The sequence below is a fragment of the Chryseobacterium sp. GQ58 genome, from assembly GCF_059758895.1.
The window spans coordinates 274,336-299,623 of sequence record NZ_JCAXEH010000004.1 but is presented as its reverse complement, the minus strand read 5'-3'; the positions used below and the strand labels follow the sequence as shown (position 1 = coordinate 299,623).

The 25,288-nt window shown below is 33.4% G+C and carries 28 protein-coding genes; 9 read left to right on the top strand and 19 right to left on the bottom strand.

The annotated features are described in order from the left end of the window. The first annotated feature begins 100 nt into the window (after window positions 1-100). Genes AC6CHK_RS12865 through recO form a run of 4 tightly spaced genes read left to right on the top strand, consistent with a single transcriptional unit; the run spans window position 101 to window position 4,752 of the window. Window positions 101-856: a 5'-nucleotidase C-terminal domain-containing protein gene (locus AC6CHK_RS12865; protein ID WP_498096753.1), complete on the top strand. Its 756-nt coding sequence runs from the start codon at window positions 101-103 to the stop codon at window positions 854-856. After that, window positions 856-1,806 carry a bifunctional metallophosphatase/5'-nucleotidase gene (locus AC6CHK_RS12860; protein WP_498096751.1) on the top strand — a complete coding sequence of 317 codons (951 nt, stop codon included), beginning with the start codon at window positions 856-858 and terminating at the stop codon, window positions 1,804-1,806. The genes AC6CHK_RS12865 and AC6CHK_RS12860 overlap by 1 nt, the downstream gene beginning before the upstream one ends. 1 nt (window position 1,807) lies before the next feature. Next, window positions 1,808-4,066, top strand: coding sequence for a type IX secretion system anionic LPS delivery protein PorZ (gene porZ, locus AC6CHK_RS12855; protein ID WP_498096749.1), 2,259 nt, complete (start codon window positions 1,808-1,810; stop codon window positions 4,064-4,066). Beyond that, window positions 4,066-4,752: a DNA repair protein RecO gene (recO, locus tag AC6CHK_RS12850; RefSeq protein WP_498096747.1), complete on the top strand. Its 687-nt coding sequence runs from the start codon at window positions 4,066-4,068 to the stop codon at window positions 4,750-4,752. Before porZ ends, recO begins: the two co-directional genes overlap by 1 nt. A gap of 4 nt (window positions 4,753-4,756) precedes the next feature. Here the strand turns inward: recO and AC6CHK_RS12845 are convergent, their stop codons facing one another. From AC6CHK_RS12845 to AC6CHK_RS12820, 6 genes are all read right to left on the bottom strand, one after another. Next, window positions 4,757-5,566, bottom strand: a complete 810-nt coding sequence (locus tag AC6CHK_RS12845) for a glucose 1-dehydrogenase (protein ID WP_498096745.1) — start codon at window positions 5,564-5,566, stop codon at window positions 4,757-4,759. A gap of 61 nt (window positions 5,567-5,627) precedes the next feature. Continuing rightward, window positions 5,628-6,119: a GNAT family N-acetyltransferase gene (locus AC6CHK_RS12840; protein WP_498096743.1), complete on the bottom strand. Its 492-nt coding sequence runs from the start codon at window positions 6,117-6,119 to the stop codon at window positions 5,628-5,630. Window positions 6,120-6,125: 6 nt separating this feature from the next. Next, a complete protein-coding gene (locus AC6CHK_RS12835; protein WP_498096741.1) occupies window positions 6,126-6,752 on the bottom strand; it encodes a DUF1684 domain-containing protein in 627 nt (208 codons plus the stop codon). A gap of 20 nt (window positions 6,753-6,772) precedes the next feature. Then, the gene (locus AC6CHK_RS12830) at window positions 6,773-7,168 is read right to left on the bottom strand and encodes a hypothetical protein (RefSeq protein ID WP_498096739.1); all 396 of its coding nucleotides are present in this window, start codon (window positions 7,166-7,168) and stop codon (window positions 6,773-6,775) included. A 62-nt stretch (window positions 7,169-7,230) separates the two neighbouring features. Further along, window positions 7,231-8,736: a malate dehydrogenase (quinone) gene (gene mqo, locus AC6CHK_RS12825; protein ID WP_498096737.1), complete on the bottom strand. Its 1,506-nt coding sequence runs from the start codon at window positions 8,734-8,736 to the stop codon at window positions 7,231-7,233. 204 nt (window positions 8,737-8,940) lie between these two features. After that, a complete protein-coding gene (locus AC6CHK_RS12820) occupies window positions 8,941-9,981 on the bottom strand; it encodes an NAD(P)H-dependent glycerol-3-phosphate dehydrogenase (protein WP_498096735.1) in 1,041 nt (346 codons plus the stop codon). Between the two features lie 218 nt (window positions 9,982-10,199). Here AC6CHK_RS12820 and AC6CHK_RS12815 point away from each other — a divergent pair, with 218 nt between their 5' ends. Further along, complete coding sequence (locus AC6CHK_RS12815; RefSeq protein WP_498096733.1) at window positions 10,200-11,219, top strand: M23 family metallopeptidase; 1,020 nt, start codon at window positions 10,200-10,202, stop codon at window positions 11,217-11,219. A 70-nt stretch (window positions 11,220-11,289) separates the two neighbouring features. On the opposite strand, the gene AC6CHK_RS12810 is transcribed toward AC6CHK_RS12815, so the two are convergent. From AC6CHK_RS12810 to bamJ, 3 genes are all read right to left on the bottom strand, one after another. Continuing rightward, entirely contained in the window at window positions 11,290-11,943 is a 654-nt protein-coding gene (locus AC6CHK_RS12810) for an NAD(P)-dependent oxidoreductase (RefSeq protein ID WP_498096731.1), read from the bottom strand. A 104-nt stretch (window positions 11,944-12,047) separates the two neighbouring features. Continuing rightward, a complete protein-coding gene (locus tag AC6CHK_RS12805) occupies window positions 12,048-12,458 on the bottom strand; it encodes an Rrf2 family transcriptional regulator (RefSeq protein ID WP_498096729.1) in 411 nt (136 codons plus the stop codon). A gap of 101 nt (window positions 12,459-12,559) precedes the next feature. After that, complete coding sequence (bamJ, locus tag AC6CHK_RS12800; RefSeq protein ID WP_498096727.1) at window positions 12,560-12,994, bottom strand: BamJ family beta-barrel-assembly machinery protein; 435 nt, start codon at window positions 12,992-12,994, stop codon at window positions 12,560-12,562. Between the two features lie 171 nt (window positions 12,995-13,165). Between bamJ and AC6CHK_RS12795 the strand changes: the two genes are divergently transcribed. After that, the gene (locus AC6CHK_RS12795) at window positions 13,166-14,167 is read left to right on the top strand and encodes a catalase family protein (protein ID WP_498096725.1); all 1,002 of its coding nucleotides are present in this window, start codon (window positions 13,166-13,168) and stop codon (window positions 14,165-14,167) included. Between the two features lie 37 nt (window positions 14,168-14,204). Here the strand turns inward: AC6CHK_RS12795 and AC6CHK_RS12790 are convergent, their stop codons facing one another. From AC6CHK_RS12790 to AC6CHK_RS12755, 8 genes are all read right to left on the bottom strand, one after another. Beyond that, window positions 14,205-14,924, bottom strand: a complete 720-nt coding sequence (locus AC6CHK_RS12790; protein WP_498096723.1) for a hypothetical protein — start codon at window positions 14,922-14,924, stop codon at window positions 14,205-14,207. An 87-nt stretch (window positions 14,925-15,011) separates the two neighbouring features. Next, window positions 15,012-16,043, bottom strand: a complete 1,032-nt coding sequence (locus tag AC6CHK_RS12785; protein ID WP_498096721.1) for a TerC/Alx family metal homeostasis membrane protein — start codon at window positions 16,041-16,043, stop codon at window positions 15,012-15,014. A gap of 84 nt (window positions 16,044-16,127) precedes the next feature. Further along, the gene (locus AC6CHK_RS12780) at window positions 16,128-16,739 is read right to left on the bottom strand and encodes a TerD family protein (protein ID WP_498096719.1); all 612 of its coding nucleotides are present in this window, start codon (window positions 16,737-16,739) and stop codon (window positions 16,128-16,130) included. 42 nt (window positions 16,740-16,781) lie between these two features. Further along, complete coding sequence (locus tag AC6CHK_RS12775; protein WP_498096717.1) at window positions 16,782-17,702, bottom strand: hypothetical protein; 921 nt, start codon at window positions 17,700-17,702, stop codon at window positions 16,782-16,784. 39 nt (window positions 17,703-17,741) lie between these two features. Next, a complete protein-coding gene (locus tag AC6CHK_RS12770; RefSeq protein ID WP_498096715.1) occupies window positions 17,742-18,908 on the bottom strand; it encodes a toxic anion resistance protein in 1,167 nt (388 codons plus the stop codon). 6 nt (window positions 18,909-18,914) lie between these two features. Next, a complete protein-coding gene (locus tag AC6CHK_RS12765) occupies window positions 18,915-19,469 on the bottom strand; it encodes a TerD family protein (RefSeq protein ID WP_498096713.1) in 555 nt (184 codons plus the stop codon). Further along, a complete protein-coding gene (locus AC6CHK_RS12760; RefSeq protein WP_498096711.1) occupies window positions 19,459-20,283 on the bottom strand; it encodes a phosphoribosyltransferase family protein in 825 nt (274 codons plus the stop codon). Before AC6CHK_RS12760 ends, AC6CHK_RS12765 begins: the two co-directional genes overlap by 11 nt. A 9-nt stretch (window positions 20,284-20,292) precedes the next feature. Further along, complete coding sequence (locus AC6CHK_RS12755) at window positions 20,293-20,961, bottom strand: HAD family hydrolase (protein WP_498096709.1); 669 nt, start codon at window positions 20,959-20,961, stop codon at window positions 20,293-20,295. Between the two features lie 960 nt (window positions 20,962-21,921). Here AC6CHK_RS12755 and AC6CHK_RS12750 point away from each other — a divergent pair. From AC6CHK_RS12750 to deoD, 3 genes are all read left to right on the top strand, one after another. After that, complete coding sequence (locus tag AC6CHK_RS12750) at window positions 21,922-22,338, top strand: transposase (protein ID WP_498096707.1); 417 nt, start codon at window positions 21,922-21,924, stop codon at window positions 22,336-22,338. Between the two features lie 24 nt (window positions 22,339-22,362). Next, window positions 22,363-22,689, top strand: coding sequence for a helix-turn-helix domain-containing protein (locus AC6CHK_RS12745; RefSeq protein WP_498096705.1), 327 nt, complete (start codon window positions 22,363-22,365; stop codon window positions 22,687-22,689). 155 nt (window positions 22,690-22,844) lie between these two features. Then, a complete protein-coding gene (gene deoD / locus AC6CHK_RS12740) occupies window positions 22,845-23,555 on the top strand; it encodes a purine-nucleoside phosphorylase (RefSeq protein WP_498096703.1) in 711 nt (236 codons plus the stop codon). A gap of 78 nt (window positions 23,556-23,633) precedes the next feature. Here deoD and AC6CHK_RS12735 read toward each other — a convergent pair whose 3' ends face one another. Continuing rightward, entirely contained in the window at window positions 23,634-24,182 is a 549-nt protein-coding gene (locus tag AC6CHK_RS12735) for a hypothetical protein (RefSeq protein WP_498096701.1), read from the bottom strand. A 39-nt stretch (window positions 24,183-24,221) separates the two neighbouring features. Continuing rightward, window positions 24,222-25,211: a LuxE/PaaK family acyltransferase gene (locus AC6CHK_RS12730; protein ID WP_498096699.1), complete on the bottom strand. Its 990-nt coding sequence runs from the start codon at window positions 25,209-25,211 to the stop codon at window positions 24,222-24,224. Window positions 25,212-25,288 lie beyond the last annotated feature (77 nt).

The window sequence follows — 25,288 nt, the reverse complement described above, 5'->3', positions numbered from 1 at the left end:
AATTATTTTTTTCAAATTTAATAAATTAGACTAAGAATTTGTAACAAATGATAATGTTTTATTATACATATAATTATATTTGCATTTACTAAAAGAAATTATGAAAAACAAATTCTTATTACTGGGAATTGCTCTGATCTCACTTACAGCCTGTAAAACAACTTCGTTACAAGTTGCCGGTGTGCAGACTCAGAAAAATATTTCTATTAATAATGAGCTGAAAAATGATGAGGAGTTTGTAAAAATTATTGAACCTTACAAAGAAAAACTAGATAAAGAGATGAATCAAAAAATCTCTTACACCAGCGTAAATCTTACAAAACAGGGTGATAACAGTAATTTGGGAAATCTTTTAGCAGATTATACTTTTGATGGCGCCGACAAATGGGCAAAAGCAAATCTTAAAAAAAATGTTGATGCAGCGTTGATTAATATCGGAGGAATCCGCACAACGATCGGAAAAGGAGATATTTTACTGAAAAGCGTATTTGAAGTAATGCCTTTCGAAAATGAAGTGATTATTGTAAAAATGAAAGGAGCAGATTTGCAGGGACTTTTTGATTATTATGCAAAAACTCAGGTGAATAATCCTGTTTCACATTTATACATCGAAACAAATAACGGACAATTGACCAAATCTTTAATCAACGGAAAGGAAGTAAATCCGGATCAGGATTATTACATTGCAACGTCCGATTATCTGGCTTTGGGCGGCGATAATATGAAATTTTTCGCAAAAGGGGAATCAATCGCAACAGGAATCAAGCTTAGAGATTTATTTATTGAATATTTTAAAAATAGTTCTGAAATTAATCCTAAAGAAGATGTTCGTTTAAATTTTATCGGTAAGAAGTAATGAACAGAAAAAGCTTTTTAAAAACAATAAGTGGCGGAACTTTGGCAATGGCTTTAGTTCCAAATATGATGATGGCTGAAGAGTTGAATTTAAATCTAATTAAATCTGCCAATAAATTGACCATTCTTCATACAAACGATCAACACAGCAGAATTGAACCTTTTGATCAAACCTATACAAAAAACCCAAATCAGGGCGGTTTTGCACGAAGAGCAAGCTTGATCCAGCAGATCCGGAATCAGGAAAATAATGTTTTACTTCTTGATTCGGGTGATATTTTTCAGGGAACACCCTATTTTAATTTTTTTGGCGGCGAACTGGAATTCAAGCTTATGTCGATGATGAAATATGACGCTTCAACGATGGGAAATCATGATTTTGATAATGGTTTGGACGGATTTTTGAAGGTTTTACCGAATGCAAAGTTTCCTTTTATCTGTTCGAATTATGATTTTAAAAATACTATTTTAGACGGAAAAACTTCACAATATAAAATCTTCAATAAAAACGGAATTAAGGTTGGAATTTTCGGGGTCGGAATCCAGTTGGACGGTTTGGTTGGCAAAAAGCAATATAGCGAAACGGTTTATTCAGACCCGATTGATGTTGCGCAACATTATTCCAACTTTCTGAAAAACGAAAAAAAATGTGATTTGGTGATTTGTCTTTCACACATCGGCTACGATTATAAAGATGAGCCGAATAAAGTAAGTGATAAAATTTTAGCCGCAAAAACAGAAAATATTGACTTAATTTTAGGCGGTCACACGCATACTTTTTTACCAGAACCTCAAACTTATAAAAACAGACAAGGGAAAAACGTTTTGGTAAATCAGGTTGGCTGGGCTGGCCTTCTTTTGGGAAGAATAGATTTCTTTTTTGATTCAAATAAAAATGTAAAACATATTTCCTGGAATAATCAGGCAATTGACAGCAGTATAAAAGCATAATATGAAAAAATTCTTTATTTCACTTGGTATTTTGGCATCTCTTCAATTTGTGAATGCTCAAACTATTTCTTCAAAAAAATGGGCAGATTTATTTTCGTACAATAATGTCCTGGCCATGAAGGAAGACAACGGAAAAATAATTGCCGCAACAGAAAACGGAATTTTTTATTACACCGTTTCTTCAGGTGAAATTACTAAGCTGTCAAAAGCCAATGGCCTGCATGAAGTAAAAATTTCAGCTTTTGATTATAATCCGCAAACCAAAATTGGCCTTGTAGGTTACCAAAACGGCTCTTTGGATGTCATTACGCCTGATGGAATTATTTATGTGGTAGATATTCCTCTGGCAACAGGCTATACCGGAAGTAAAAAGATCAATCACATCTCTATTACAGGAGATTTAGCAACTGTTTCCGTTGGATATGGTGTTTCGATTTTTAATTTAAAAAAGAAGGAATTTGGAGATTCTGCATTTTTTGTAACGGGAGGAGTTTACCAAGCGAGCAATGAGGCAACAATAAAAGACAATAAAGTATACTCTGCAACCAATACAGGATTGATGAGCCATGAAATGAATACCACATTTCCGGTTTTTTCAACCTGGACTTCAGAAATGGCGGGTAATTTTACGGATATAGATTCTGAGTCTGTTTTAGCTTTTTCATCTTCGACGACTACTTATATTTATGCGAATGGTGTTTCAACTCCTTTAGGGCAAACTTTTGGAAACGTAAACGATGTGGTTGTAAATTCTGATAACATTATTGTTACCGACGGCAGCAGAATATACAGTTATACTACAAATGGAACTTCCACAGGCTCTGTGTCGGTAGGAGAAAATTGCAATACTGCAACCAAAGTAGGATCAAAAATATATTGCGGTACAATTGTATCGGGCATAAAAAGTGAAGATAATATTGCTTATAAGCCAGATGGACCTTATTTTAATTATTCTTACAAAATAAGACTGTTTAATGATAATCAACTTCTAGTTTCATCCGGAGGTAGAGAGGGTAGATTTAACACTAATTTGAATAATCCAAAAAATCCAGGCTTCTATTATTTTAATGGCTTGGAATGGATATATTCATCTTTTTTTACAGGAAGTACAACTAGTTTTAATATTTTAGACGCAATTGCCAATCCTGCAAATTTTAATGAGGTTTATTTTAGTAATTACAACAATGCTGCTGGGCACGGTATTTATAAAATGAAATATAACTCGGGAAGTAAAGATTTTGAACTGGTGACATATTATAATTTGAATTCTTCGGATGCCTTATCCCGCAGACCCGTAGGATTTGCATATGATGATCAAAACAATTTATTTGCAACTATCGCATATGATAATGGACTTTCTGCAATTTCTGTTTATGATAATACATCTGATAGCTTTTCTATAAAAAATATGGGCACCAGTGCTGCAATACAGCAACCTCTTTTATACGAGAATTTATTTTGGATTCCTTTGCCGAGAACCAATAGTTTTGTAGTATATGATTATAAAAAGACGGCCAGCAATTTTTCAGATGACACACAATATCTATTAACCGAGTCCAACGGTCTACCAGCCAATTCATTCGGCAGTACTGCTGTTGCTTTTGATAAAGGAGGTGATGCCTGGATAGGAACAGATGCGGGTTTGAGGATTTTGCCAAATGCTGTTACCGAAATTAAAAATGATCCCCAGGTAGAACCTATCATTATTGAACAGGGAGGTCTTGCAGAAGAGCTTTTCAGAGATTCGCAGATTTTACAGATTGAGGTTGATGGAGGAAACCAAAAATGGGTTTCTGTAGACGGTGGCGGCGTTTATTACCTTTCGGATTCGGGTGAAAGGACTATAAAACATTTTACCAAAGAAAATTCACCACTTCCTACCAATAGTGTTACCGATATCAAGGTTGACAGAAAAACCGGAAAAGTATACTTTGTGACTTACGAAGGTATTGTTACTTATCAGGGCGATGTTGGCGATGTGACTTCTGATTTCGGAAACGTTTTGGTATATCCAAATCCTGTTGTTTATTCGCAGTTTAAAGGGAAAGTCACCATCAAAGGATTGGCAGAAAAAACAAATATAAGAATCACGGATGCAGCCGGAAATATTGTACATTCTGCAGTAGCAAGATCCGGATATTATGAATGGGATCTTAATAATCAAAGAGGAAAAAGAGTGGCATCGGGAATTTATTTTGTTTTGATGACCAATGAAGATGCAAGTGATAAAGCAACCGCAAAAATAGCCGTTGTCAATTAATGAATTCACAAAACGGCTTTTTACTTTCTTTTCTGAAATATGGCGAAAACGATGCTATTTTGCATTGTTTTACTGAAGAAGAAGGTTTTAATACCTATTTTTTAAAAGGAATTTACAGTAAGAAAAACAAAAAAAAGGCTTTTCTGTTACCTTTAAATAAATTGAACTTTTCAATTCTTTCGGGAAAAAGCAGTGCTATGCAAACTGTTTCACGATTTGAAATGCTAAATATCAATGATTTATACATGGATATTAAAGCCAACACCGTGATTTTTTTTATTGCAGACTTCTTAAACCAAATTTTAAGAAACGAAAATAAAAATCTCAACCTATTTAACTGTATTGATGAATTTATTGATGAACTTAACAATAAAAATTATCAGTCACATCTTATTTTTTTAATAAAAATTTTAAAAATTCAGGGCGTTGCACCTCTTTTTGGAGATGCTAAATACCTTGATCCGGAAACAGGAACTTTCTCAAATCATCTTACCCATCATTTTTTTGATGATGACAATTCTATTCTTTGGAAAACTGTTATTTCTTCACAGAATCCTTACCAAATAAAGATTCCATCAGCCAAAAGAAAGGATTTTTTAGACAGTATTTTAGTGTATTATCATTATCATATTTCAGATTTTAAAACTCCGGCTTCCCTTGAAATTATTCAGCAGATTTTTGAGTAATACTTTATCCACCTTCGGAAAAACTTTCTAAGCTCGTCATTCCGCCATCTACAAAAATACTTGCCCCGGAAATATAATCAGCAAGATCGCTTACCAAAAAAGCAGCTAAGTTCCCAATATCTTTTGGCTGTCCAATTCTGTTGTACGGAATTAGTTCTAAAAGAGAATTCAAAGCATCGTCGGTTTCCCAAGCCTGTTTATTGATAGGCGTCTGTATCGCACCCGGACCGATAGAATTTACGCGAATCTTGTCTGCTCCATATTCCTGAGCCAATGTCTGCATCAGCATTTTTATGGCTCCTTTACTTGCCGCGTAATTGGCGTGTCCGGCCCAGGGAATTATTTCGTGAACCGAACTGATATGAATTATCTTCCCGCAAGCCAAAGATCGTGAAGGATCAATACCGCGGCGAAGAAATTCTTTTATTGCTTCTCTTGAGCATAAAAACTGCCCGGTTAAATTCACTCCGATTACCGCATTCCAGTCGTCAAGGGTCATTTCTGTAAATTTTGCATCTTTCTGAATCCCCGCATTATTTACTAAAATATCAACCGTACCGAATTCTTCAATTACATCCTTAAACATTTTCACCACTTCATCTTCCTTGGAAACATCACATTGATAAGTAATTCCTTTTCCTCCGGCATCGGTGATCTCCTTTAAAACAGATTTAGCATTTTCTAAAGATTTTTCGGATGAATGATTCACGATTACAGTTGCGCCGGCCTCAGCCATAGATTTGGCAATTCCGGTTCCTATTCCGCTCGACGCTCCGGTGACGACTGCAACCTGATTTTGAAGTGATACTTGCATAATTTATAATTTGGTGTTGCCAAATCTAATTGAAAGTATCACGCCAAACTAAAGTTTAGATTTAAATATTCTGAAGTTTTTTAAACATCACAAATTGAGGCCCATTTCTGCCTTGATTTAGTCTTCCTTCATACAAATATCCTGTTTTAGTATACAGCTGAAACGCAGAAGTATTTTTTTCATTTACTGCCAAAACAATTTCATTGCAATCTTTAAAATGTTCTTTTATAAAATGATCAACCTCAAGCATTGCCGACTTTCCGATACCTTTTCCTTGAAAATCAGGATTAATCGATAATGAACGAAGCAAAACGGAATCCGGATTTTCAGTAAGGTCAAACTTATCAGCTCCAAAATCAAGCACAAAAAAGCCCGCTGCTTTTTCATTGTAAAAAATCGTGATCGGATAAGCAAAAAAGTCTTCTTTTTGATTTCTTTCTTCAATTCTTTCGAGCGCTTGCTTTGCTGTAGCCGTAAATTGAGACTGTATTTCGTCCAAAACATAATTCAGCTCGGCCAAGTCTTCCGGCTCATAAAATTTTAATTCTATCATATTATTTTAGTGATGGTAAATATCTTCATACATAACACCGGCGCGGATTTCCACAGCAAGTTTATTTTCTTCCGGAACGATCGGACAGCTGTAATCGTATGCATTATAAGCGCAATAAGGCTGATAAGATTGATTGAAATCTAAAATAATGGTATCATTTTGCGGAATTTTTAGATCCATATATTTTCCGCCGCCGTAGGTTTCTTTGTTATTGGTTGCATCACGAAACGGAAGAAACAGATGATCCTTATATTTTTTCAGCTTTATTAAATCTAAGCTTTGGTAAATCGTTAAAGTGTAATTTTTTCCGTCTAAAGCAAAAGTCGCTTTTCCATATTCGCGGTATGATTTTGTTTTTCCCGAAGAAGTCGGAAGATCGAACGGTTGCGGATTTTTTGTTTTTATAAATTTCGCCTTCACACGGTATTTTAAATCGATCGGAAAGAAAGGTTGAGCTTTAAAATTTTTGAAATTATCTTCTCTTAAAGGCGTTTCTTTTGGATCTAAATATTCTTTATTAAGATCTTGCTGAAATTTTTTGATTTGTTTAATTTCTTTCGAATGAATTTTATTCGCTTGTGAAAATCCAAAAAACGGAAGCAGAAAAAGAAAGAAAATAATGTGTTTTTTCATTTTTTTAAATCTAAAACAATTTACTCTGAAATTTTGATTCTGTAGATATCCGACGAATTTCTTTTGATAGATTTTACAAAAAAGCCTCCTTCTTCGGGAATAATTTCTTTAAAATCAAAGCTTACACAATCTTTTGGAAGCCCCGAAAATATTAAAGTAAACCAAAAATCTCTCATGAACGGAACAATCGTCCAATTTGGGAACAATGTGATGTTTTCTGCATGTATGAGCTTGCTTTGATGCCCCGAAACCTGATCAATAAGATAAGTGGTATTCCATATTCTGATGAGATTCCCCAAATAAGGCGACGCCGGAAAACAGCAATGAACAATAACCTGCTTTTCCTCCTCAAATTTTGTTTGAAGAGATGCCAAAAGCTCTTTTGCAATGATCGGTTTTACGACAACTTCTTCCATGATATGAGTAATAAGTAATTGGTAATAATAAAGAATTATTTTTATATTATTCCTTATTATATTTAATATTTCAGTTCTAGTTTTTCTTTGCTGTACGCTCTTATCTTTTCAGTCAGCTCAGGATTATCAGATAACTTTTGCCCGTAAGATGGTACCATTTCCAATAATTTTTCTTTCCATTCGCCGTGTAGCTTTTCAGGAAAACATTTTTCAAGAACATTCAGCATAGCAAAAACTGCTGTTGAAGCGCCTGGTGATGCGCCCAATAAAGATGCAATCGTTCCTTTTTTATTGACAACAACCTCGGTCCCGAACTCCAGTTTTCCTCCCAATTTTTCATCTTTCTTAATAATCTGCACTCTTTGTCCGGCTACTTTCAGTTCCCAGTCTTCTTCTTTAGCATCTTTTACAAACTCTCTCAAATGCTGTATCCTTTGAGATTTTGTCATGGCAACCTGTCTTATCAGATATTTCGTTAAAGGAATATTGTGCCACCAAGCTCCGAAAAGCGACCTTATATTTTTTGTATTCACACTTTCCGGAAGATCAAGATAGCTGCCTTCTTTTAAAAATTTGGTTGAAAATCCTGCAAAAGGTCCAAATAATAAGGCTTTTTTACCATCAATTATCCTTAAATCCAAATGCGGCACCGACATTGGCGGTGAATCTACCGTCGCTTGCGTATATACTTTTGCATAATGTTTTTCTACAAGTTCCGGATTGTGCGTCACCAGCCATTCTCCTGAAACAGGAAAACCACCGTAACCTTCGCTTTCTTCAATATCTGAACTTTCCAATAATGGCAAAGCATAGCCTCCGGCTCCTATAAATACGAAATCTCCGACGACTTCCTGCTTATGATTATTAATTCTGTCTTTTACTTTCATTTCCCACTTTCCGTCATCTCTGGGATCAATATCTTTTACTTCATGATATAAAAAAACCTCTACGTTGGAATCTTCAAGCAAATGCCTTCCCATTTTTCGGGTTAAACTTCCAAAATTGACATCGGTTCCCAAGTCGGTTTTAGATGCTGCCATAACTTCGGTTTGATTTCTTTTGCTCATTATTAAAGGAATCCATTCTCTTAATTGATCATGGTTTGTGGAGAATTTGAGTTCAGAAAACAGCGGAGATGTTTTCATTGTTTCGTAGCGTTTTCTAAGATATTCGGCATCATTTTCACCAAATACCAAACTCATGTGAGGACATGAATTGATAAACTCTTTAGGATTTTGAACATACTTTTTATCGATCAAATAAGACCAAAACTGTTTCGAAATTTCAAACTGTTCGGCAATTTTTTCTGCTTTGGAAATATCTATGCTTCCATCTTCATTCTCGGGAGTATAATTAAGCTCACAAAAAGCGGAATGCCCTGTTCCCGCGTTGTTCCAGGCTGCTGTGCTTTCTTTGGCAAATCTTCCGAGCCTCTCAAAAATCGCAATATCAAGATCCGGATCAAACTCATGAAGCAAAGTTGCTAAAGTAACGCTCATGATACCGCCTCCGATTAAAACAACATCGTATTTCGGCTTTGGCGTTCTGCTTAAAAGTGAATTTGGCATAACGTAAATTTACTACGAATTTCGTGAAAACTTTTAAATTAGAATTGTGTTTAATGATTTTTAACATGGTTAATTCCATATTTTAAAATCTTAAGTTTTTAAACCATTAAGTATTTTTAAGCTGTTAAGATTATTAAGTTTTTAAAAACAAAAAAACACCAGCAAATAACTTACTGATGTTTTATTAATTACTTTTTTAATTTTTTAATTCAGTTTTGCAGTCAATTTTTTAAACTGTTTTTCTGCATTTTTTCCTTCATAAAGAATTCCGTAGATCGTGTCTATAATTGGTAATTTAAGATTCTTTTGTTTTGCTGTTTGATAAATAGAATCTGCGGCGTAATACCCTTCGGCAACCATATTCATCGACTGAATTGCAGATTTTACGGTATATCCTTTTCCGATAAGATTTCCTAAATTTCTGTTTCTTGAGAATAAAGAATAAGCCGTCACCAGCAAATCTCCCAAATAAGCACTTTCGTTGACGTCTCTTGGCGCCTCGTAAATTGATTCAAGAAAAGTTTCCATCTCACGGATCGCATTTGATACAAAAACCGCCGTAAAGTTGTCTCCGTATCCTAATCCGCTCGCAATACCTGCTCCGATTGCAAAAATATTCTTAAGAATTGCGCTGTATTCATTTCCTAAAATATCTTTGCTGGAATTTACTTTTATAAAATCTGAGCTGAAAATATTGACCAGCTTGTCGGAAGTTTTGTCTTCCACGGTTGCAACCGTTAAATAAGAAAGCCTTTCCATAGCAACTTCTTCTGCGTGACAAGGCCCGGCAATAACGGCCTGATTTCTAAAACCAATCTGAAATTCCTCTTTCAGATAATGTGCAACGACATCATTCACTTTAGGAATAATCCCTTTAATGGCCGAAACAAATATTTTGTCTTTGTACTCACAATTCATTTTATCCATCGCGTCTGAAAGATAAATCGACGGTGTCGCCAAAACCACAACATCGCAAGCCGAAACCAATTCGTTGATGTCTGTTGTAAGCTTTAAATGTTTGAGGTTAAAATTAACCGCCGTAAGGTAATTCGGATTGTGGCCGCGAAGTTCAATAGCTCCTTTTACAAATTCGCTTCTTACGCACCAATGCACTGTTTTACAGTTCTCGACAAGCATTTTTACAATAGCCGTTGCAAAGCTTCCGCTGCCTAAAACTCCTACTGAAATATCATTTTTAGCCTTTTTCGAATTGTTAGATTCTGAAATTGTTTTCTTTTTCGCCATAATTGAAATGTGAACTGCAAATATATTAAAACAAAGATTATCAGAAATTATACCATCCTATAAAAGCCTTTTTTTAAAAATTTAACATTGTGATAAAATTAAATGTCTAAAACACCGTTAATTACAAACTATTATAAATTTAATTTAAGAATATCTTCAAAACATTATTTTTAATTAAATTTGCACCCTTAAAACCGTTTAAATTTTAAGAAAGAGAAATGAAGAATTTTTTAAAAAGCAAAAAGAAAGTAAACTTCCTGCTTGGCGGACTTTTGCTGCTCGTTTTTGTACAGAGTATTTTCATTGCCAAATTATTTTCAGAAAAAGACAACAAGAATTACGAAATAAATCTGGTTAAAATAAATACCGAAAAAGACAGCGTCGATTACTTAAAGATGAAAACAGATTTAGGTCTGGTAGATCAGACGGTCGCACAGCTGAATTCATTTTTAAAGTCAAAAAACATTAAGAATGAGAAGCTTATGGTTTTGAATAATGACAGTATTTCCAATTCTGTTTATCTCGCAAAACAATCAAACAGATACAGCCAATACCTGATGGATCTTCAGAAAAAATTGATGCAGGTTCCTTTGGGAATGCCAAGTGAAGGTTACATTTCTTCGAATTTCGGAATCAGAAAAAATCCTATTCCTTTTAAAACAGTATATGCATCCGTAAAAACTTCTGCTGAAAAACCTGTAACGGTAGCAGCTGCTCCGAAGCCTGAAGTAAAAGCTGAGCCTGTAGAAAAAATCATCGAACTTACCGATAGCTACGGAAATAAAAGAGAAGTCAAAGTAATGGTTACCCCGAAAGCGGCAAGTTCGCCTGTAGCTTCTGCACCATCTGCTTCTTCAAAAAAATCTGTTGCAGCTACTTCTAAAGTTCCTGTTGAAAGAAATAATCCTCCTGCTGAAGCTGATCAGATGCAGTTTCATAAAGGTTTGGACATTGCAGTGCCATTCGGGTCTGACGTTGTTGCAACAGCTGCCGGAACTGTGATTTTCTCAGGACAAAAAGGTGGCTACGGAAACTGCGTGATTGTTTCTCACGGAAATGGTTTAGCAACGCTTTACGGACATTTATCAGAATTGGTCGCAAAAACAAATGATAAAGTAAAAGTAGGTCAAGTGATTGCAAAATCAGGAAATTCCGGCCGTTCTACTGGACCGCATCTACATTATGAAGTACATAAAAACAATACTCCGGTCAATCCGAAGTTGTTTATGAATTTATAAAATATTTGATTAAAAATAAATTTCGGCGGCACCTTTGGTGCCGCCGAAATTTTAATATATCAAGAAAGAATTAATAAGCAGCTGTAAAACGCTCACGAATGTGATTATTTTGTTCCAGCTCATCAACTAAAGCAACTGCAACATCTTCCACAGACAAAATACTTCTTCCGTTTTCATCAAAAACAGGCGATTCTAATGAAGTTCTGTATTTTCCAACTCTTATGCCGGACGATCCCGGATGCATTTCGATTGCGGGACTGAAAAATGTCCAATCAAGTGTTTCGTTTTGTTTAATTTCGTTTAAATAATCTCTTGCGGCTGTGGCTCCAGGTTTGATATCAGCGGGAAAATCAGGCCCGTCCACCAATTGTTTTCCGTCAATATAAAGACTTCCGGCTCCTCCTACCGTTATAAATCTTTTCACACCGGAAAGCTTAACTGCTTTTTCGATGTTTTTGCTGCCATTTAGAAAATCAGTGTACAGATTCGGATTCGTCCAGCCGGGATTGAAGGTATTGATTACGGCGTCATTTCCTTTTAAGCTTTCCGAAAGATCAGTAATATTAGTGATGTCAATGCTCTTTGCGGTTACTTTTTCGCTCTGCTCAATTTTAGAAATATCCCTTGCTATCGCATTTACCGAATAGCCTCTGTTTTCTAATTCTTTTACAACATGGCTGCCAACAAATCCTGTGGCACCAATAACTGCTACTTTTTTGTTCATACTTTTTTTATTTATTTTTAAACGAATTCACGAACCTTTTCAGTTTCATTTTCATTATTTAAATAATTGTAATAATTTTTGTTACATTTATATTCAAAAAAAATTTACTCGAACTGATCCGTAAAATCCTGAAGAGTTTTATCTCCCAAAAAATCTTTTACCAATTGATCTGCTTCTTCAAAAAGCATACATAAATGACTGTTGATTTCTTTCCCAACCGGACAAGCAGGATTCGGTTTTTGATTTTTTTTGCCTAAAACTTCATTGTTTTTTACTGCTTCATATATTTCTGAAATATTTATTTCTGAAGCATTTTTTGCAAGTCGGCTTCCACCTTCTTTTCCTAAACGGCTTGTAATTAATCCTGCATTTCTAAGTCCGCCAAGTTCTTTACGCACAATGACAGGATTTACATTGATACTGCCGGCAATCCAATCGGAAGTAAGCCACTCCTGATGGTTTTTTGTCAGTAAAGTCATAATATGTATCGCTGTTGCGAATCTTGTATTGCCCATAATTATTAGCAAAGTTACAAATATTTTAATTGCAACAAAATATATTACAATTTATTTTTAAAAAAAGGTTTACCAAAAGATAAACCTGTACATTTTTAAAATTATTTTATTCCTAAAAACTCAACTTCAAAAATAAGCGTAGAATTCGGGCCGATCTCTTTACTGATCTGCTCTTCACCATAAGCTACGTTTGGCGGCAAAAACAATCTCCACTTGCTTCCTACAGACATCAATTGCAAAGCTTCAGTCCATCCGGTGATCACACGGTTCAAAGGAAAAGATGCCGGAGCTCCTCTTTTTACAGAGCTGTCAAAAACTTCACCTTTTATCGTTGTTCCGTGATAATGGCATTTTACGGTATCTTTAGCGTTTGGTTTCGGGCCGTCACCTTCCGTAATGATTTCATATTGTAAACCGCTCGGCAAAGTAACAATACCTTCTTTTTTAGAATTTTCTTCCAAAAATACTTTCCCTTCGTTCAGATTTTTCTCTGCAAGCTCTTTTTTCCTTTTAAATAACATATCTGCTACTCCCATATTTTTTTTACAAAGATAAGGTTTACTGTTTGAAGCTAAATAATTCAGTTGGAAGTATTTGAAGCATTATTTTAAAAGCTTCATTTTACAGCACAAAAAACATTAAAAAAAGTTTAATATTCTCTTAACGTAGAAATAAAAACTTGGCGTTATACTTGATTTTTAAAATATATGCCAAATCCATTACAATATAATAAAAGCTTTGACAAGCTCTCTTACGAAGAAAAACAGCTTCTCGAAGAAACCAAAAAAAGCATTGCAGATTTTGTGGAAAACTCTTCAACCTTAAGTGACGTAAACTACGCAACGAGAAATGCACATGCCAAAACGTACGCTGTTTTGAAAGGTGAATTTATTATCAACCCTGAAATGCGTTCCGATTTACTTTATCTGTTTGATAAAGAAAAATATGACATTATCGTAAGGCTTTCTAATGCCCACCTGAAAATTAAAAGTAACAAAAAAGATATTCCTGCTTATGGATTTTCAATAAAAATAAAAGATGAGGCAGATCGTACCATTGCCAATTATCCGTTGGTGAATTTTCCTTTATTTCCCATTAATTCTGTATCAAAATTTTTACAATTATTTACAGCAATCAACCGTTTTTTTATAAAAAAAAGAGCCAATTTATTTCCGTTGCTATTTCATCTTTATAAAAATCTGCCCGGCTTATTTTCTTTCTCTTTTCTTAAAACTACGATTCGGTTTTTTGGAAAAAGAAATGATTTTATGCTGTCTTTCAACTATCATTCTGTCGGCGTTTACCGTTTGGGCGATCACATGATCAAAATAAAATTGAGTCCGAAAAACATTCATAAAAGTTTTGGGAGAAAACTGATAACTAAAAAAGCAATTGAAAATTTTTGTTTTAATGCCGATTATGACGCTGATGTTTTTATCCAGTTGTGTTATGACCTGAAGGATCAGCCGATCAATATTCTGAACCGTGAATGGAAAAATTCGCCTTTTGTAAAAATCGGCGAAGTAAAAATTGAAAAAAATTCTTTGGTTAATCCTAAAGCCTGCGAAAATGAATTACTTTCTTTCAATCCCTTTGAAAGCGCTGAGATTTTTCAGCCGGTTGGTAAGATTCAAAGGCTTCGGGATGAAGCTTATAAAATTTCGCTTCAGACGAGGAAAAAAATCAATAAGCTTTTGAAATATAAATAGAATAGTGGAATTATTAAATTTAAAATAAACGTTTATGCTAAAATTGAACCAATATTAAATACCAACCACTTTTCGTGGCAAATCCGTCATAAACAATAAAATTTTCTTTAATAATCTTTTGGACTTGTTTTTCCTTAATTCCAATTTTTTCTATTGACAAAACAGACAAAATTTTCCCGTCATCATCAACCTCAACTTTATAAATCCCAACTCTATTTTTAATATTTAGTTTTGAAAAGTCTGTAATTACTTTACGCGTTTTTACATCATAATCTTCTGAAGAATCATCATAAACTGCAAAGCCAGGAAATACCAATTTACCTTTATGTTTTTCCAAAACTTTAAAAATATCTTCATATTTTTTTAGATATTTCAAATCAGAAATTTGAGGCATTGTACTACAAGACGAAACATAATACTCTCCGTCTCTATTTTTTGATAGTAAAATTAAATATCTTTCTCCTCTTTGGACGAGTGTTTCACAAGCACCAGAACTTGCATAAACTGTTGTACCGAAAACGTTTAAAGTTTTGAATGCTGCTCCTTTATAAACTTTCTCAAATTTTAAATCTGCGCTATAAATTCTCAATCCTATTCCTTTTTTAAATTCCTTATCTCCATAAGTTTTTTCAATGGTTACAAGTGCAACGATATCAGCATCTAAATATCTTTTTGCAATGCTTTCGCCCAGACATTTACAGGCAAGTATTTGTGTGAAAGTTCCTAGAAATAAAATAAGAAAAGTAAATTTATTCATTTGTATAATAATTGATTCTATCCAAATATAATAAAAAGGCTCTACAAAATTGTAAAGCCTTTTATGATATTTATTAATTAAATATTACTAATCTAGTTTTTCTTTTTCCTCTTCTTTTTTGTCAGGAAACATAATTGATACGAGCACCGAAAGCACCAAAACTCCACCAACAATTCCCAAAGAAATTGGCGACGGAATATGAATCCACGGAGCAATCAGCATTTTAACACCAATAAATGCTAAAATGATCGCCAAACCATAAGGAAGTTTGCTGAACATGTGAATGAAATTTGCCAAAAGGAAATACAATGATCTTAATCCTAAAATTGCAAAAATATTTGACGTATAAAGGATGAAAGGGTCATTCGAAATTGCAAAAATCGCAGGAATGGAATCAACCGCGAAAAGTACATCGGTAAATTCAATCACTCCGACTACCACCAAAAGCGGCGTTGCCATTTTTACACCATTTTGTACAGTGAAAAACTTATCTCCGTCGTAAGTATCAGAAACTTTCCAGAAGCTTTTGATCAACCTTGCTCCGGCTGTATTGCTGTAATCTTCATCTTCATCATCACCGCCGTCACCCCAGGATTTTATTCCCGCATAGACTAAGAAAAGCCCGAAAAGTGTCATTACAACATTGATTCTTACGATATGTCCGAAGATATTCATTTCAGGTAAATAGGTAAGATTGATTAATTCGACTCCGGCAAAAATAAAGATCGCCCTGAAGATCAAAGCTCCTATAATTCCCCAAAATAAAACCTTGTGATGAAGGAATTTCGGCACTTTGAAAAAACCGAAAACTAAGATAAATACAAATAAATTATCTACAGAAAGTGCCTTTTCGATCCAGTAAGCGGCCTGATATTGGGTGAATTTTTCCAAGGCAAGCGCATGGCCCTCTGCATCATTGAAAGCCCAATATACAACTCCCGAAAAAACCATCGACAAAGAAATCCATACAACAGACCAGATTGTAGCTTCTTTTGAGGTAACTACATGGCTTTTCTTATTGAAAACTCCTAAATCTAAAAGTAACATGATAACAACTGTTATCGCAAACCCCCACACCAAACCAGGATGCAGTTCTAAAATACTTTGATGTTGTTCCACTTTATTTTATGTGTTATTATATGATAAAAAGCAATAGCTGTAAAAGTACAGTTATTGCTGTTTTAATGATATGATTATAATCAGTTATAAATATTTTTGCTGAACGGTCTGAATCGTTTGCTCCAGTTTTTTGTCTGCAGTAGGATCACCAATGGCATTGAATTTCCATTCGTTATTTTTCTTGTAGAAAACTCCCATCACCATCGCAACATGACCGCCGAAAGATTTGTCGTTGGCAATATCATATTTAGCAAAAACTTCTTTTACGCTGGTCGGGGTTCCTTCATAAATACGGATCGAAGCAAAAGGAATTGTGCCAAAATCCTGGCCTCTGTAGCTGTTCAAAACTAAAGCTACATGCTCAACAGCAGGATCCAAGTTGGCAAAATCTACCGTAATAACCTCATTATCAAGACCGTCGTCACCATCTACATCACCTGTCAAATCGTCACCGCTGTGCTTTACAGAACCATTTTTAGATTTCAGGTTTCCGAAATAGATTATTTCTGTTGCGTTTTTATTAGAATCGTACAAAATGCAGCTTCCGTCTAAGTCAACTGCTTCTTTTTTACTTCCGCCGAAAAAACTTTTTTTCTCGATCGCACCCCAATTTATCCCCACACAAGCTTGTGAAAGGGTGGTTCCATTTTCCTTGGTAAGGTTTATTCTTTGACCTTTTTGTAAGTTAATAGCCATTTTATATTGTTATTTTATTATTAATTCTGTTTTTAGCTCTTGCTAATTATTTAAGTTTAAATTTAACATGGCGCGAAGAATATTGGTTTCTTCATTCACATCAAATATTTTACTCATTATATCTACGTTTTCGAGATTTTTTAGATAATCTTTTAAAACAGATTCTACATCATCAGGCAAAGTTCTTTTTCGCTCATGAATGGTTTCTTCCAATTCTTCATTCTTTCTTTTGAGCTGATTAATCACCGAAGCCTGATTTGATTCGTTTTCTGAAGTATCCAAATACGATAACTCATCATCAATTAAATACATTCTTTTTTCTTCCACATTAAATAAAAAATGCTCATCAGACTGAAAAATCTTAAACAATTCATATTCATCTCTTCCGATCCGGTATCCGCACACAAAACGAACTTTAAAATTCTGAATATTAAGCTTTCCCAACAATTTTCTTTCGATCGAATAATCCTTATACTGATACGAAGGAACTTCTTTAAGTTTCAGCTTTGTTTCATCAGCTTCAGTTCTGTAAAATTCTGCTGCATATTTTTTATGAAAATATAAAACATCATTCCAATCAAGCGAAAATTTATCTTCGGTAAGATCTTTATACAGCTTTTTTAAATGTTTAGAAAAAATCCCGCTGTAGATTTTTCTGTCTGTTTCAAAACTATCAACTTTCCTTTCTTCAAACGCAGAAATGTATTGGTTGTTGATATTAATTTCGTTGATAACCGCCAACAGATCATTTTCCTTTTTCTTTTTGATTTTGGTCAACAATTCTATCAGGCTGTCTGTATATTGCAGGTGAAAAAGCTCGAGCTTGTTGTGATCTAACGTTTTATTTTCGTTGAATAAATTGTGAATAATATCTGTTTTAATATAAATAGAAATTATATCAACATTTTCAAAAAAATTAGAGAGAAGTTTAAGCCGTGTTAATCTTCTTTTGCTTTGAGACATTATGATCGCAACCTCATCATTCACCTTTTTGCTGTATTATTAACCTCTGATATTTGCTTTTAATTCTGATTCTAAAGTCTGTAGATCCTGATCCAGCTTTCTTCTGTTTTCTGAACCTTGCTTCTGAATCTGTTTCACTTCATTCAATGTATTGATCAGCATTGCGGTCGTTTCTTTCAGTGTTTCGGCTGATACGATTGTTTGTTCGTTGGCTTTAGCAACATTTCTTGAATTTTGACCGAGACGCTCTGCATTTTTTCTTAAGATTTCTTCTGTTGTTGAAGAAACTTTCTGCTGAATCTCAATATTCTGCTGCTGCCTGTGCATTGCAACCGCCAATGAAAGCTGATTTTTCCAAACCGGTAAAGTCGTGGTCAAAATCGTCTGTGCTTTTTCAGCAATAGAAACGTTGTTATTCTGAACCAATCTGATTTGCGGCAAAGACTGCATCATAATAAGACGCACGACTTTAAGATCTGCCAATCTTCTGTCTAATCTGTTGATAAAATCTCTTTTGTCAGCAATCTGATAATCGGCATGATTCTGAGCATTGGCTTCCATTTCGGCAAGTTCTTGTCCAGCTTTTTCCATTCTCAGATTTCCTGCAATGACAAGATCTTCAATCGCTTTTATAGAATTTACATTGCTGTCGAAAATCGTCTGCAAAACTGCATTATCTTTAGTAGAAGTAATGATTCCGGCATTTACTTTATGCGAAATCTGATCGATGTTGTTGGTAATTTTATCATATTTGGCAAACAGATTATCTACCTGAGTCATCATTTTTTTCATAAAAGGAATTCTGCTCAGAAAACCTTTTACTTTATTGCCTTTAAGCTCGTCAACGTCTACATAATTTAATTCTACCAATAAATTATTGATTAATTCGCCTACTTCTCCAGAGTTTGATCTTCTTACATTTCCTAAAAAGCTATCACTCTGGTTGGCTAAAGTTTTCTGAAGTTCTGAACCAAAATTCACGATAGAACCGGGATTGGTTTCATCAATAGAATTGGCAATCATTTCATATTTCTGGCGCTCTTCTCCCTGAAGCTGGGTTGCGTTTACATTTCCGTCTCTGTCTATAAGAACTGGAGCTGCTGCTGCTTGCACAGGCTGATTCGGCTGTGCCGGAGTTGGCTCAAATGTCTTAAGTGGCTCAATCGGCTGAAGCGGATCAGTGGGTTGATTGGGTTGATTATCCATAGTAAATTATTGATAAAGTGATACAAATTTTTCAAGACCGTCTCTTTGTCCGGCTCCTACCGCTTCAAATTTCCAATCTCCGTTTCTGTTGTAGATTCTTCCGAATTCTACTGCAGTTTCGATTGAGAAATCTTCATCTAATTCATATTTCAAAAGCTCTTCGTTTGTATCTGTATTAAAAATTCTGATGAAAGAATTTCTTACTTGTCCAAAATTTTGTTTTCTTGTTTCAGCATCATGAATGGTCACTACAACTGTGATTTCTTTTACAGCAGCATCAATTTTAGTTAAATCAATTTTAATCTGCTCATCATCGCCATCGCCGTCACCTGTAAGATTATCACCGGAATGAATTACCGCTTTATCGGGAGATTCCAGGTTGTTGTAAAAAATAAAATGGCTGTCTGAAACCAACTTTTTGTTTTCGCCCAACAGAAATAAAGATGCATCCAAATCAAAAGCTCCTCCTGTTGATGTATTATTGATATCCCACCCAAGACCAATGGTGAATTTGGGTGCATTTATGTTTTCTCTTTGTCCTTTCTGCAAATTAATAGCCATAATATAGTTCTGTTTGTATTAAAGTATTTATATTGTTTTCGTAATCTTTTATCAGATGATAATTGTTGCTGATCGCCAATTCGAGCAGATGATCCATCTGAGTTTTTCCTACTTTCGACGTAAGATACTCAAATTTTTCGGAATCTAAACCCAAAATATATTTCACGATCCTTGTATTGAACTGAAAGCTTGGTTTCAGCATTACTTCGGCGACATCTTCTACGTTTTTTACGGTGTAATAATTAAAATAATTTTCAATTTTCGGATCGATTTCAAAATTCGTAAGCTCTGCATAATACAGAAAAAGAAAATCTGCATTTACGCTGAATTCGTTCAGAATTTTATTTACCGTAAACTCATGACTTCCCGTTATTTTTATATCATCAATAAAAATGCAAAGCTTTTCCTTTAAAAAGTCCTTATCCAGATAATAAGTATCATTCGCGATCAGATTTTTACGGTCTTCAAAACTAAGATTTCCATAATCTGTTGTATAGGTGTGGTTCCGATTTATTTTTGATAAAATACTGGACTTTTTTCCTTTTTGAAATAAATAAAAATCAAGCTTTTTCTTAAAATAAAAACACAAAAAGTTGGAGGCCGTCGGAATCGCCATATACGGACTCGGCAAAACCACAATTTCTTTATCCGTATCTAAAATTTCTTTGTGTTCAGCAACAAAACCGTCAAATAATTCTTTAGCAAACTTCTCTGCAAAAGATTTGTCGCCGTATTTGAAATAGCTGTATTCTGTCGGGGAAAATGTAAATTCCTCCGCAGAATGTATTTTATGTAAGCTATATCTTTTGTTCATATTATATTTTTAGTGTTTAAGTAAATGAGCGTTGAAACCAAAATCTATTGCGCCTTTGTAATCTGCAACAGGATTGTCTCCAATGTGCAGAATCTGATTCATCAGAAGATCTTGTTTTACGATCTTGTTTTTCACTTCCTGAAATACAAGCGGGTTTGGTTTTGAGCATTTAATTTCGTCCGAATAAATATGGAAATCTATATATTGATCAAGATTTTCATTGATCAGAAACTTTCTCATCGTCGTACCTTTGATAAATCCTGTATTGCTTAAAATATTAATGGTTTTGCCCTGACTTTTAATTTCATCAAAAAACTGATGAATATTTTCAAAAATGATAACCGGCTTATATTCTAAAAACAATTCTTCACTTTTCACATAAAAATCATGAAGAGTCTCTTTGTTTATTTGCTTCAAATCAATATCCAAAGCTCCTAAAATCAGCAGATAAATCTCAAAAGTATCAACATTTCCGCCAATCACTTCATTAATTGTATTACAAAGGTCATCGTAATATTTTACGGTTTTTGTAATTTCATCCAAAGGCTTGTCAATATTAAAAAACGAAGCGAACAGCTCCACTCTTTTTGCTTTAAATTCCGGATGAGATTTTATTAAGGTGAGCCACAGATCAAAAGAAAAATGAGCGTGGTTTTGGATGTCGATATCTACTTTCAAAACAGTATAAGTTAAAGTTTGTATTTAGCTTTTATTGAAAAGTTTGATCATATTTTTATAATATTCCTCTTCATAATTGATTGAATTATCCAAAGATAAAATTTTTCTTGCAATGAATTTTTTTTTTAATAATTTTTAAGATTTAGATAATATAAAATGTTTTTATATAAAGACAATTTTAGAATGGTTTTTACTTTAAAACAGAATTATTTTTTTCAAAATCGAGATTTATAAATATGATAAATAATATGAAAATCAAACGAGCAACACTTTAAGTAACCATTTTAAATATTTAACATCAAAACAACAATATGAATGATTAAAAATAAACCATTAACATATTCTAATATTTAGATGCATTTACATTTTTTATTTTGAAAAAAAGAGTTCAGAATCAGATAGTATTTTAGTGATTTTTTTACCACATATTTTAGCGTATTAAAATAAATGTATACTATTGAAAATCTTTAAGAAAGCCTTTATTTTTATTACTAATTATAGCCAATAAACCTCAAAATTACCATCTACTTTCAACATAAATTAATTATTATTATTATTTTTTAAATAAAAAAATTGCATTTTATTGCCAATTTTTATCTACATTTGAGCAGGAAAAAAATAATTTGAAGACTGCTGCAGAGACTAAATTGAAACAAATATTTGACAGCAATATAATTTAACCCAAAAATTAAATTTAACATTTTAAAAAACTTTTTTTTCAGCTATTAAAGAAGCCCTCATCTTTATCAGCATTAAGATAAATTAAAAAAAGCTAATTAACTAGCAAATCCTTACATGTAAAGTATTGAATTTAAGCTATTTAAATAAAATTCAATATTATTTATCTTATTTCGAGTATGTAAAATAACAGTTACATTCATTTTTTCAAAAAAAAACACAAATGCTTATCAATCAATGATTGATATTAAGAAATATTTAAAAATAAATCATTATTTATAAATGTTATATAAAGTCATAAATATAGGTCAATCGATAAAAGAGCTTGTGGATCAAAAAGAAGTTCCGATGGAAAGGATCTGCAATTTTCTGAATACAGACGAAGAATCTGTACAAAAAGTATACGAAAGCAAATCGATAGATACTGATCTTCTTTTGAGATGGTCTAAACTCCTGGAATATGATTTTTTCAGACTGTACTCTTCACATCTTATTTTGTATGCGCCGCCGTCAGCAGTGAATAAAACCAATCAGAAAACTAATAAAACACCACAATTCAGAAAAAACATTTACACTCAGGAGATTAAAAATTTTATCATAACGAAAATTGAATCCGGAGAAATGACGCAGTCTGAAGTAATCAAAACCTATTCGATCCCGAAGAGCACCCTTCATCGATGGCTACAGAAAAACCAATAAAAACAACAAAAATATAATATGAAAATGAAACCAAATTACACCAGGATCTATCATGATCTGCTCCTTAAAGAGAATCCCGAAAAGCTTAAAGACTTAAAAGTAAAAAAGCTTTTGCAAAACCTTAATACTTCTGATGAAGTGATTAAATTTAACGAAAAATTTTTTAAGCAGTCTAAAGAAAGCTTAGAAAACAACCAAAAACTGAGAACGTACGACAAAGAAACGATGCTGAAAATTTTGATGTATCAGAAAAAGCATGGTTTTTCGAGTAATTATATTTCGAAAAAATATAAAATAAGCAGAACGACGATCGCCAAGTGGAAAAAAATCTGTGAAGAGGATATTCAATAATTGATAAAAATCCGGCTCAAAATTGAGCTGGATTTTTTATTTCGCGAAAATCTCTTTCAGTTGAGAAACAATATTGCTGTTTCCGGAAACGGTGATATCTCCGATTTTATATATATCCAAAAGTCATTATCTTTGCTCTTTTACAAAACAATATTATGAGTGTTCATATCAGTGCAAAAAAAGGAGAAATTGCTAAAGTAGTATTACAACCCGGAGATCCGCTGCGTGCAAAATATATCGCTGAGAATTTTCTTGAAAATGCAAAATTAGTAAGTCAGACAAGAGGTATCTTCTATTATACAGGAACTTATAAAGGTAAAGAAATCTCTGTCGGAGCAAGCGGAATGGGCTTTCCGAGTATCGGAATTTATTCTTTTGAATTGTTTACAGAATATGAAGTAGAGACGATTATCAGAATCGGTACGTGTGGCGCATATTCGACGGATCTGAAAGTTTTTGATATTTTAAATGTTGAAAATGCAGCAAGTGAAAGCACGTATGCAAAATTTGCTTGGGAAATTAAAGATGAAATTATTTCTCATCAGGGAAATATTTTTGACATTATCAATGAAACAGCAAAAGAAATGTCTTTAACTACAAAAGCCACCAATATTCACAGCAGCGATATTTTCTACAGAAAAGATCCAAAAATCCCTGCAATTGCAACAAAATACAATTGTCCGGCTGTCGAAATGGAAGCTTTCGGGCTGTTTGCCAATGCAAAACATTTAGGTAAAAACGCGGCAACAATTCTTACCGTTTCAGACATTATTCCGACAAAAGAAAATATTTCGGCTGATGAAAGAGAAAAAGCTTTAAAACCGATGATCGAACTGGCTTTGGAAGCGGCATTGAAAGTGGTTTGAACAATTTAATTATAGAAAAAAAATCCGGGAAGTCTGCTTTCCGGATTTTTCTATTTAAATATTCATAATGTTTTTATTTTAAACATTAAATTTCTTTATATCAAAAGGATTTTTGAAAATAAGCTCTTCATGTTTTCCTTTGATTTCCATTTTTCTTTGTAGCAGGTTCAGAGCCATTTTGCGGATAAAAAGATCTTTATCATTCAGTTTCCAGTAAGAATCTTCATGCACATTTTTGGGTTTTCTGATGATATAGAATTCCGTATTCCAGTTATCAACATTATGATAAAATTCAATAATTCCGCAATGTTCAGGAATCGCCGAATGCTCGATCAAACCCATCGGAAGCAAAAAGCTGAATGAATTGCAAACATAATCTCCGCAACATATTTTATCGTGCTTTAGAAATTTTTCACCGGTTTTAGTATTGATATACGATTTTTTAAAATCATTTTTAAAATCACTTTTTGACAGCTTAATTTCAATTTCATGGCTAAAACCTTCAGAATTAATAATCAGAACATCCGCTTCCCAATCCGAATGAAAATGGTTGGTCAGAATGATTTCTTTTTCAAAATCACAATGCGAATGAATAAATGCATGAATTAGCTCTTCTATTTTTAACACCTTGTTAAATTTTAAATATGAATATTTATTAATTTTTTTTTAAGAAACCAGCAAACTGCAACCCCGAATATCTGAATGATCTATTCTTCCCAAGACCTGAAAATTATCTTTATTTTCCGGCAATAGTTTACCTAAATCCTGCGTAGCGATAAACGAACAAGAATGAATATTTGCTAAATCTATGATATTGATTGCGCCGGTTTTTCCAGCTTTTTCATAATTGAATGGATCTTCTGCATTTCTGATCAAAACACGCATCCATTTTGGACATTCATAAATATTATTTCCTAAAGAATATGCCTGCGAAAGCAATTCTGTCATAGAATATTCAGAATAAATTTTTTCTGTTTTAAAGCCATTTTGTAAAATTTTCAACAATTCATCTTTTGTCATTTCCTCTTTACGCCCTTTCATTCCGCCGGTTTCTATCACCGTGATAGAGTTTGAAAATTTAAAAGATTTAGAATTTAATTCACAGTAATCAAGAAAATCTAAAAGTGCAAACGAAACCCCGAAAAGAATCACTTTTTTATCATTCAATTGTTGTAAAAGATCATACAATTCCTGATGATTGTAGAGAAAATATCCGTTTTCAGGTTTGCCGGATTTTTTCATCAAATAATCAACCATATATATTAATGATGAATTTTGCTTTTCCAAATAGCTCGGAAGCAATCCTAAAAAAATAAATTCTTCAGGCTTGCCTATAAACTGCTCAAAACTTCTATAAATGCTTTCCTGATAAAGATTTTCGTTGGCGATGAAATGCTTTGACAAATTCATTTGTGTAGTTCCTGAACTTTGAAAAAACAAATCTGTTGAAATATTTTTATCTAAAATTTTATGCTTTTTAAACATTTCGATCGGAAGGAACGGAACTTTTTCTATAGAATTAATTTTTTCAACATTGATATTCAAAAAATCTACAAACTTTCTGTACACTTCAATATTTTTGTATTGATAACGAAAAGTTGTAAGCGCGACATCCGAAAACTCTGTTTCTGTCTGTATGTCAAATATATTTTTCAATTGTAAGATTAATTTTAAAACATTATTATTTCATTTTGAGACAATTACGTTTTCATTAAGAAACATTAATATAAAAG

What these genes read in the sequence shown, in the direction of transcription:
- deoD (WP_498096703.1), top strand. Translation starts at nt 22,845, where the DNA reads ATGAGTGTTCATATCAGTGCAAAAAAAGGAGAAATTGCTAAAGTAGTA.
- AC6CHK_RS12750 (WP_498096707.1), top strand. Translation starts at nt 21,922, where the DNA reads ATGTTATATAAAGTCATAAATATAGGTCAATCGATAAAAGAGCTTGTG.
- AC6CHK_RS12745 (WP_498096705.1), top strand. Translation starts at nt 22,363, where the DNA reads ATGAAACCAAATTACACCAGGATCTATCATGATCTGCTCCTTAAAGAG.
- AC6CHK_RS12790 (WP_498096723.1), bottom strand. Translation starts at nt 14,924, where the DNA reads ATGAATAAATTTACTTTTCTTATTTTATTTCTAGGAACTTTCACACAA.
- AC6CHK_RS12840 (WP_498096743.1), bottom strand. Translation starts at nt 6,119, where the DNA reads ATGATAGAATTAAAATTTTATGAGCCGGAAGACTTGGCCGAGCTGAAT.
- AC6CHK_RS12810 (WP_498096731.1), bottom strand. Translation starts at nt 11,943, where the DNA reads ATGAACAAAAAAGTAGCAGTTATTGGTGCCACAGGATTTGTTGGCAGC.
- mqo (WP_498096737.1), bottom strand. Translation starts at nt 8,736, where the DNA reads ATGCCAAATTCACTTTTAAGCAGAACGCCAAAGCCGAAATACGATGTT.
- AC6CHK_RS12835 (WP_498096741.1), bottom strand. Translation starts at nt 6,752, where the DNA reads ATGAAAAAACACATTATTTTCTTTCTTTTTCTGCTTCCGTTTTTTGGA.
- AC6CHK_RS12865 (WP_498096753.1), top strand. Translation starts at nt 101, where the DNA reads ATGAAAAACAAATTCTTATTACTGGGAATTGCTCTGATCTCACTTACA.
- AC6CHK_RS12805 (WP_498096729.1), bottom strand. Translation starts at nt 12,458, where the DNA reads ATGGGCAATACAAGATTCGCAACAGCGATACATATTATGACTTTACTG.
- recO (WP_498096747.1), top strand. Translation starts at nt 4,066, where the DNA reads ATGAATTCACAAAACGGCTTTTTACTTTCTTTTCTGAAATATGGCGAA.
- AC6CHK_RS12860 (WP_498096751.1), top strand. Translation starts at nt 856, where the DNA reads ATGAACAGAAAAAGCTTTTTAAAAACAATAAGTGGCGGAACTTTGGCA.
- AC6CHK_RS12820 (WP_498096735.1), bottom strand. Translation starts at nt 9,981, where the DNA reads ATGGCGAAAAAGAAAACAATTTCAGAATCTAACAATTCGAAAAAGGCT.
- AC6CHK_RS12765 (WP_498096713.1), bottom strand. Translation starts at nt 19,469, where the DNA reads ATGGCTATTAATTTGCAGAAAGGACAAAGAGAAAACATAAATGCACCC.
- AC6CHK_RS12830 (WP_498096739.1), bottom strand. Translation starts at nt 7,168, where the DNA reads ATGGAAGAAGTTGTCGTAAAACCGATCATTGCAAAAGAGCTTTTGGCA.
- AC6CHK_RS12760 (WP_498096711.1), bottom strand. Translation starts at nt 20,283, where the DNA reads ATGAACAAAAGATATAGCTTACATAAAATACATTCTGCGGAGGAATTT.
- AC6CHK_RS12845 (WP_498096745.1), bottom strand. Translation starts at nt 5,566, where the DNA reads ATGCAAGTATCACTTCAAAATCAGGTTGCAGTCGTCACCGGAGCGTCG.
- AC6CHK_RS12775 (WP_498096717.1), bottom strand. Translation starts at nt 17,702, where the DNA reads ATGTCTCAAAGCAAAAGAAGATTAACACGGCTTAAACTTCTCTCTAAT.
- AC6CHK_RS12780 (WP_498096719.1), bottom strand. Translation starts at nt 16,739, where the DNA reads ATGGCTATTAACTTACAAAAAGGTCAAAGAATAAACCTTACCAAGGAA.
- AC6CHK_RS12770 (WP_498096715.1), bottom strand. Translation starts at nt 18,908, where the DNA reads ATGGATAATCAACCCAATCAACCCACTGATCCGCTTCAGCCGATTGAG.
- bamJ (WP_498096727.1), bottom strand. Translation starts at nt 12,994, where the DNA reads ATGGGAGTAGCAGATATGTTATTTAAAAGGAAAAAAGAGCTTGCAGAG.
- porZ (WP_498096749.1), top strand. Translation starts at nt 1,808, where the DNA reads ATGAAAAAATTCTTTATTTCACTTGGTATTTTGGCATCTCTTCAATTT.
- AC6CHK_RS12795 (WP_498096725.1), top strand. Translation starts at nt 13,166, where the DNA reads ATGCCAAATCCATTACAATATAATAAAAGCTTTGACAAGCTCTCTTAC.
- AC6CHK_RS12815 (WP_498096733.1), top strand. Translation starts at nt 10,200, where the DNA reads ATGAAGAATTTTTTAAAAAGCAAAAAGAAAGTAAACTTCCTGCTTGGC.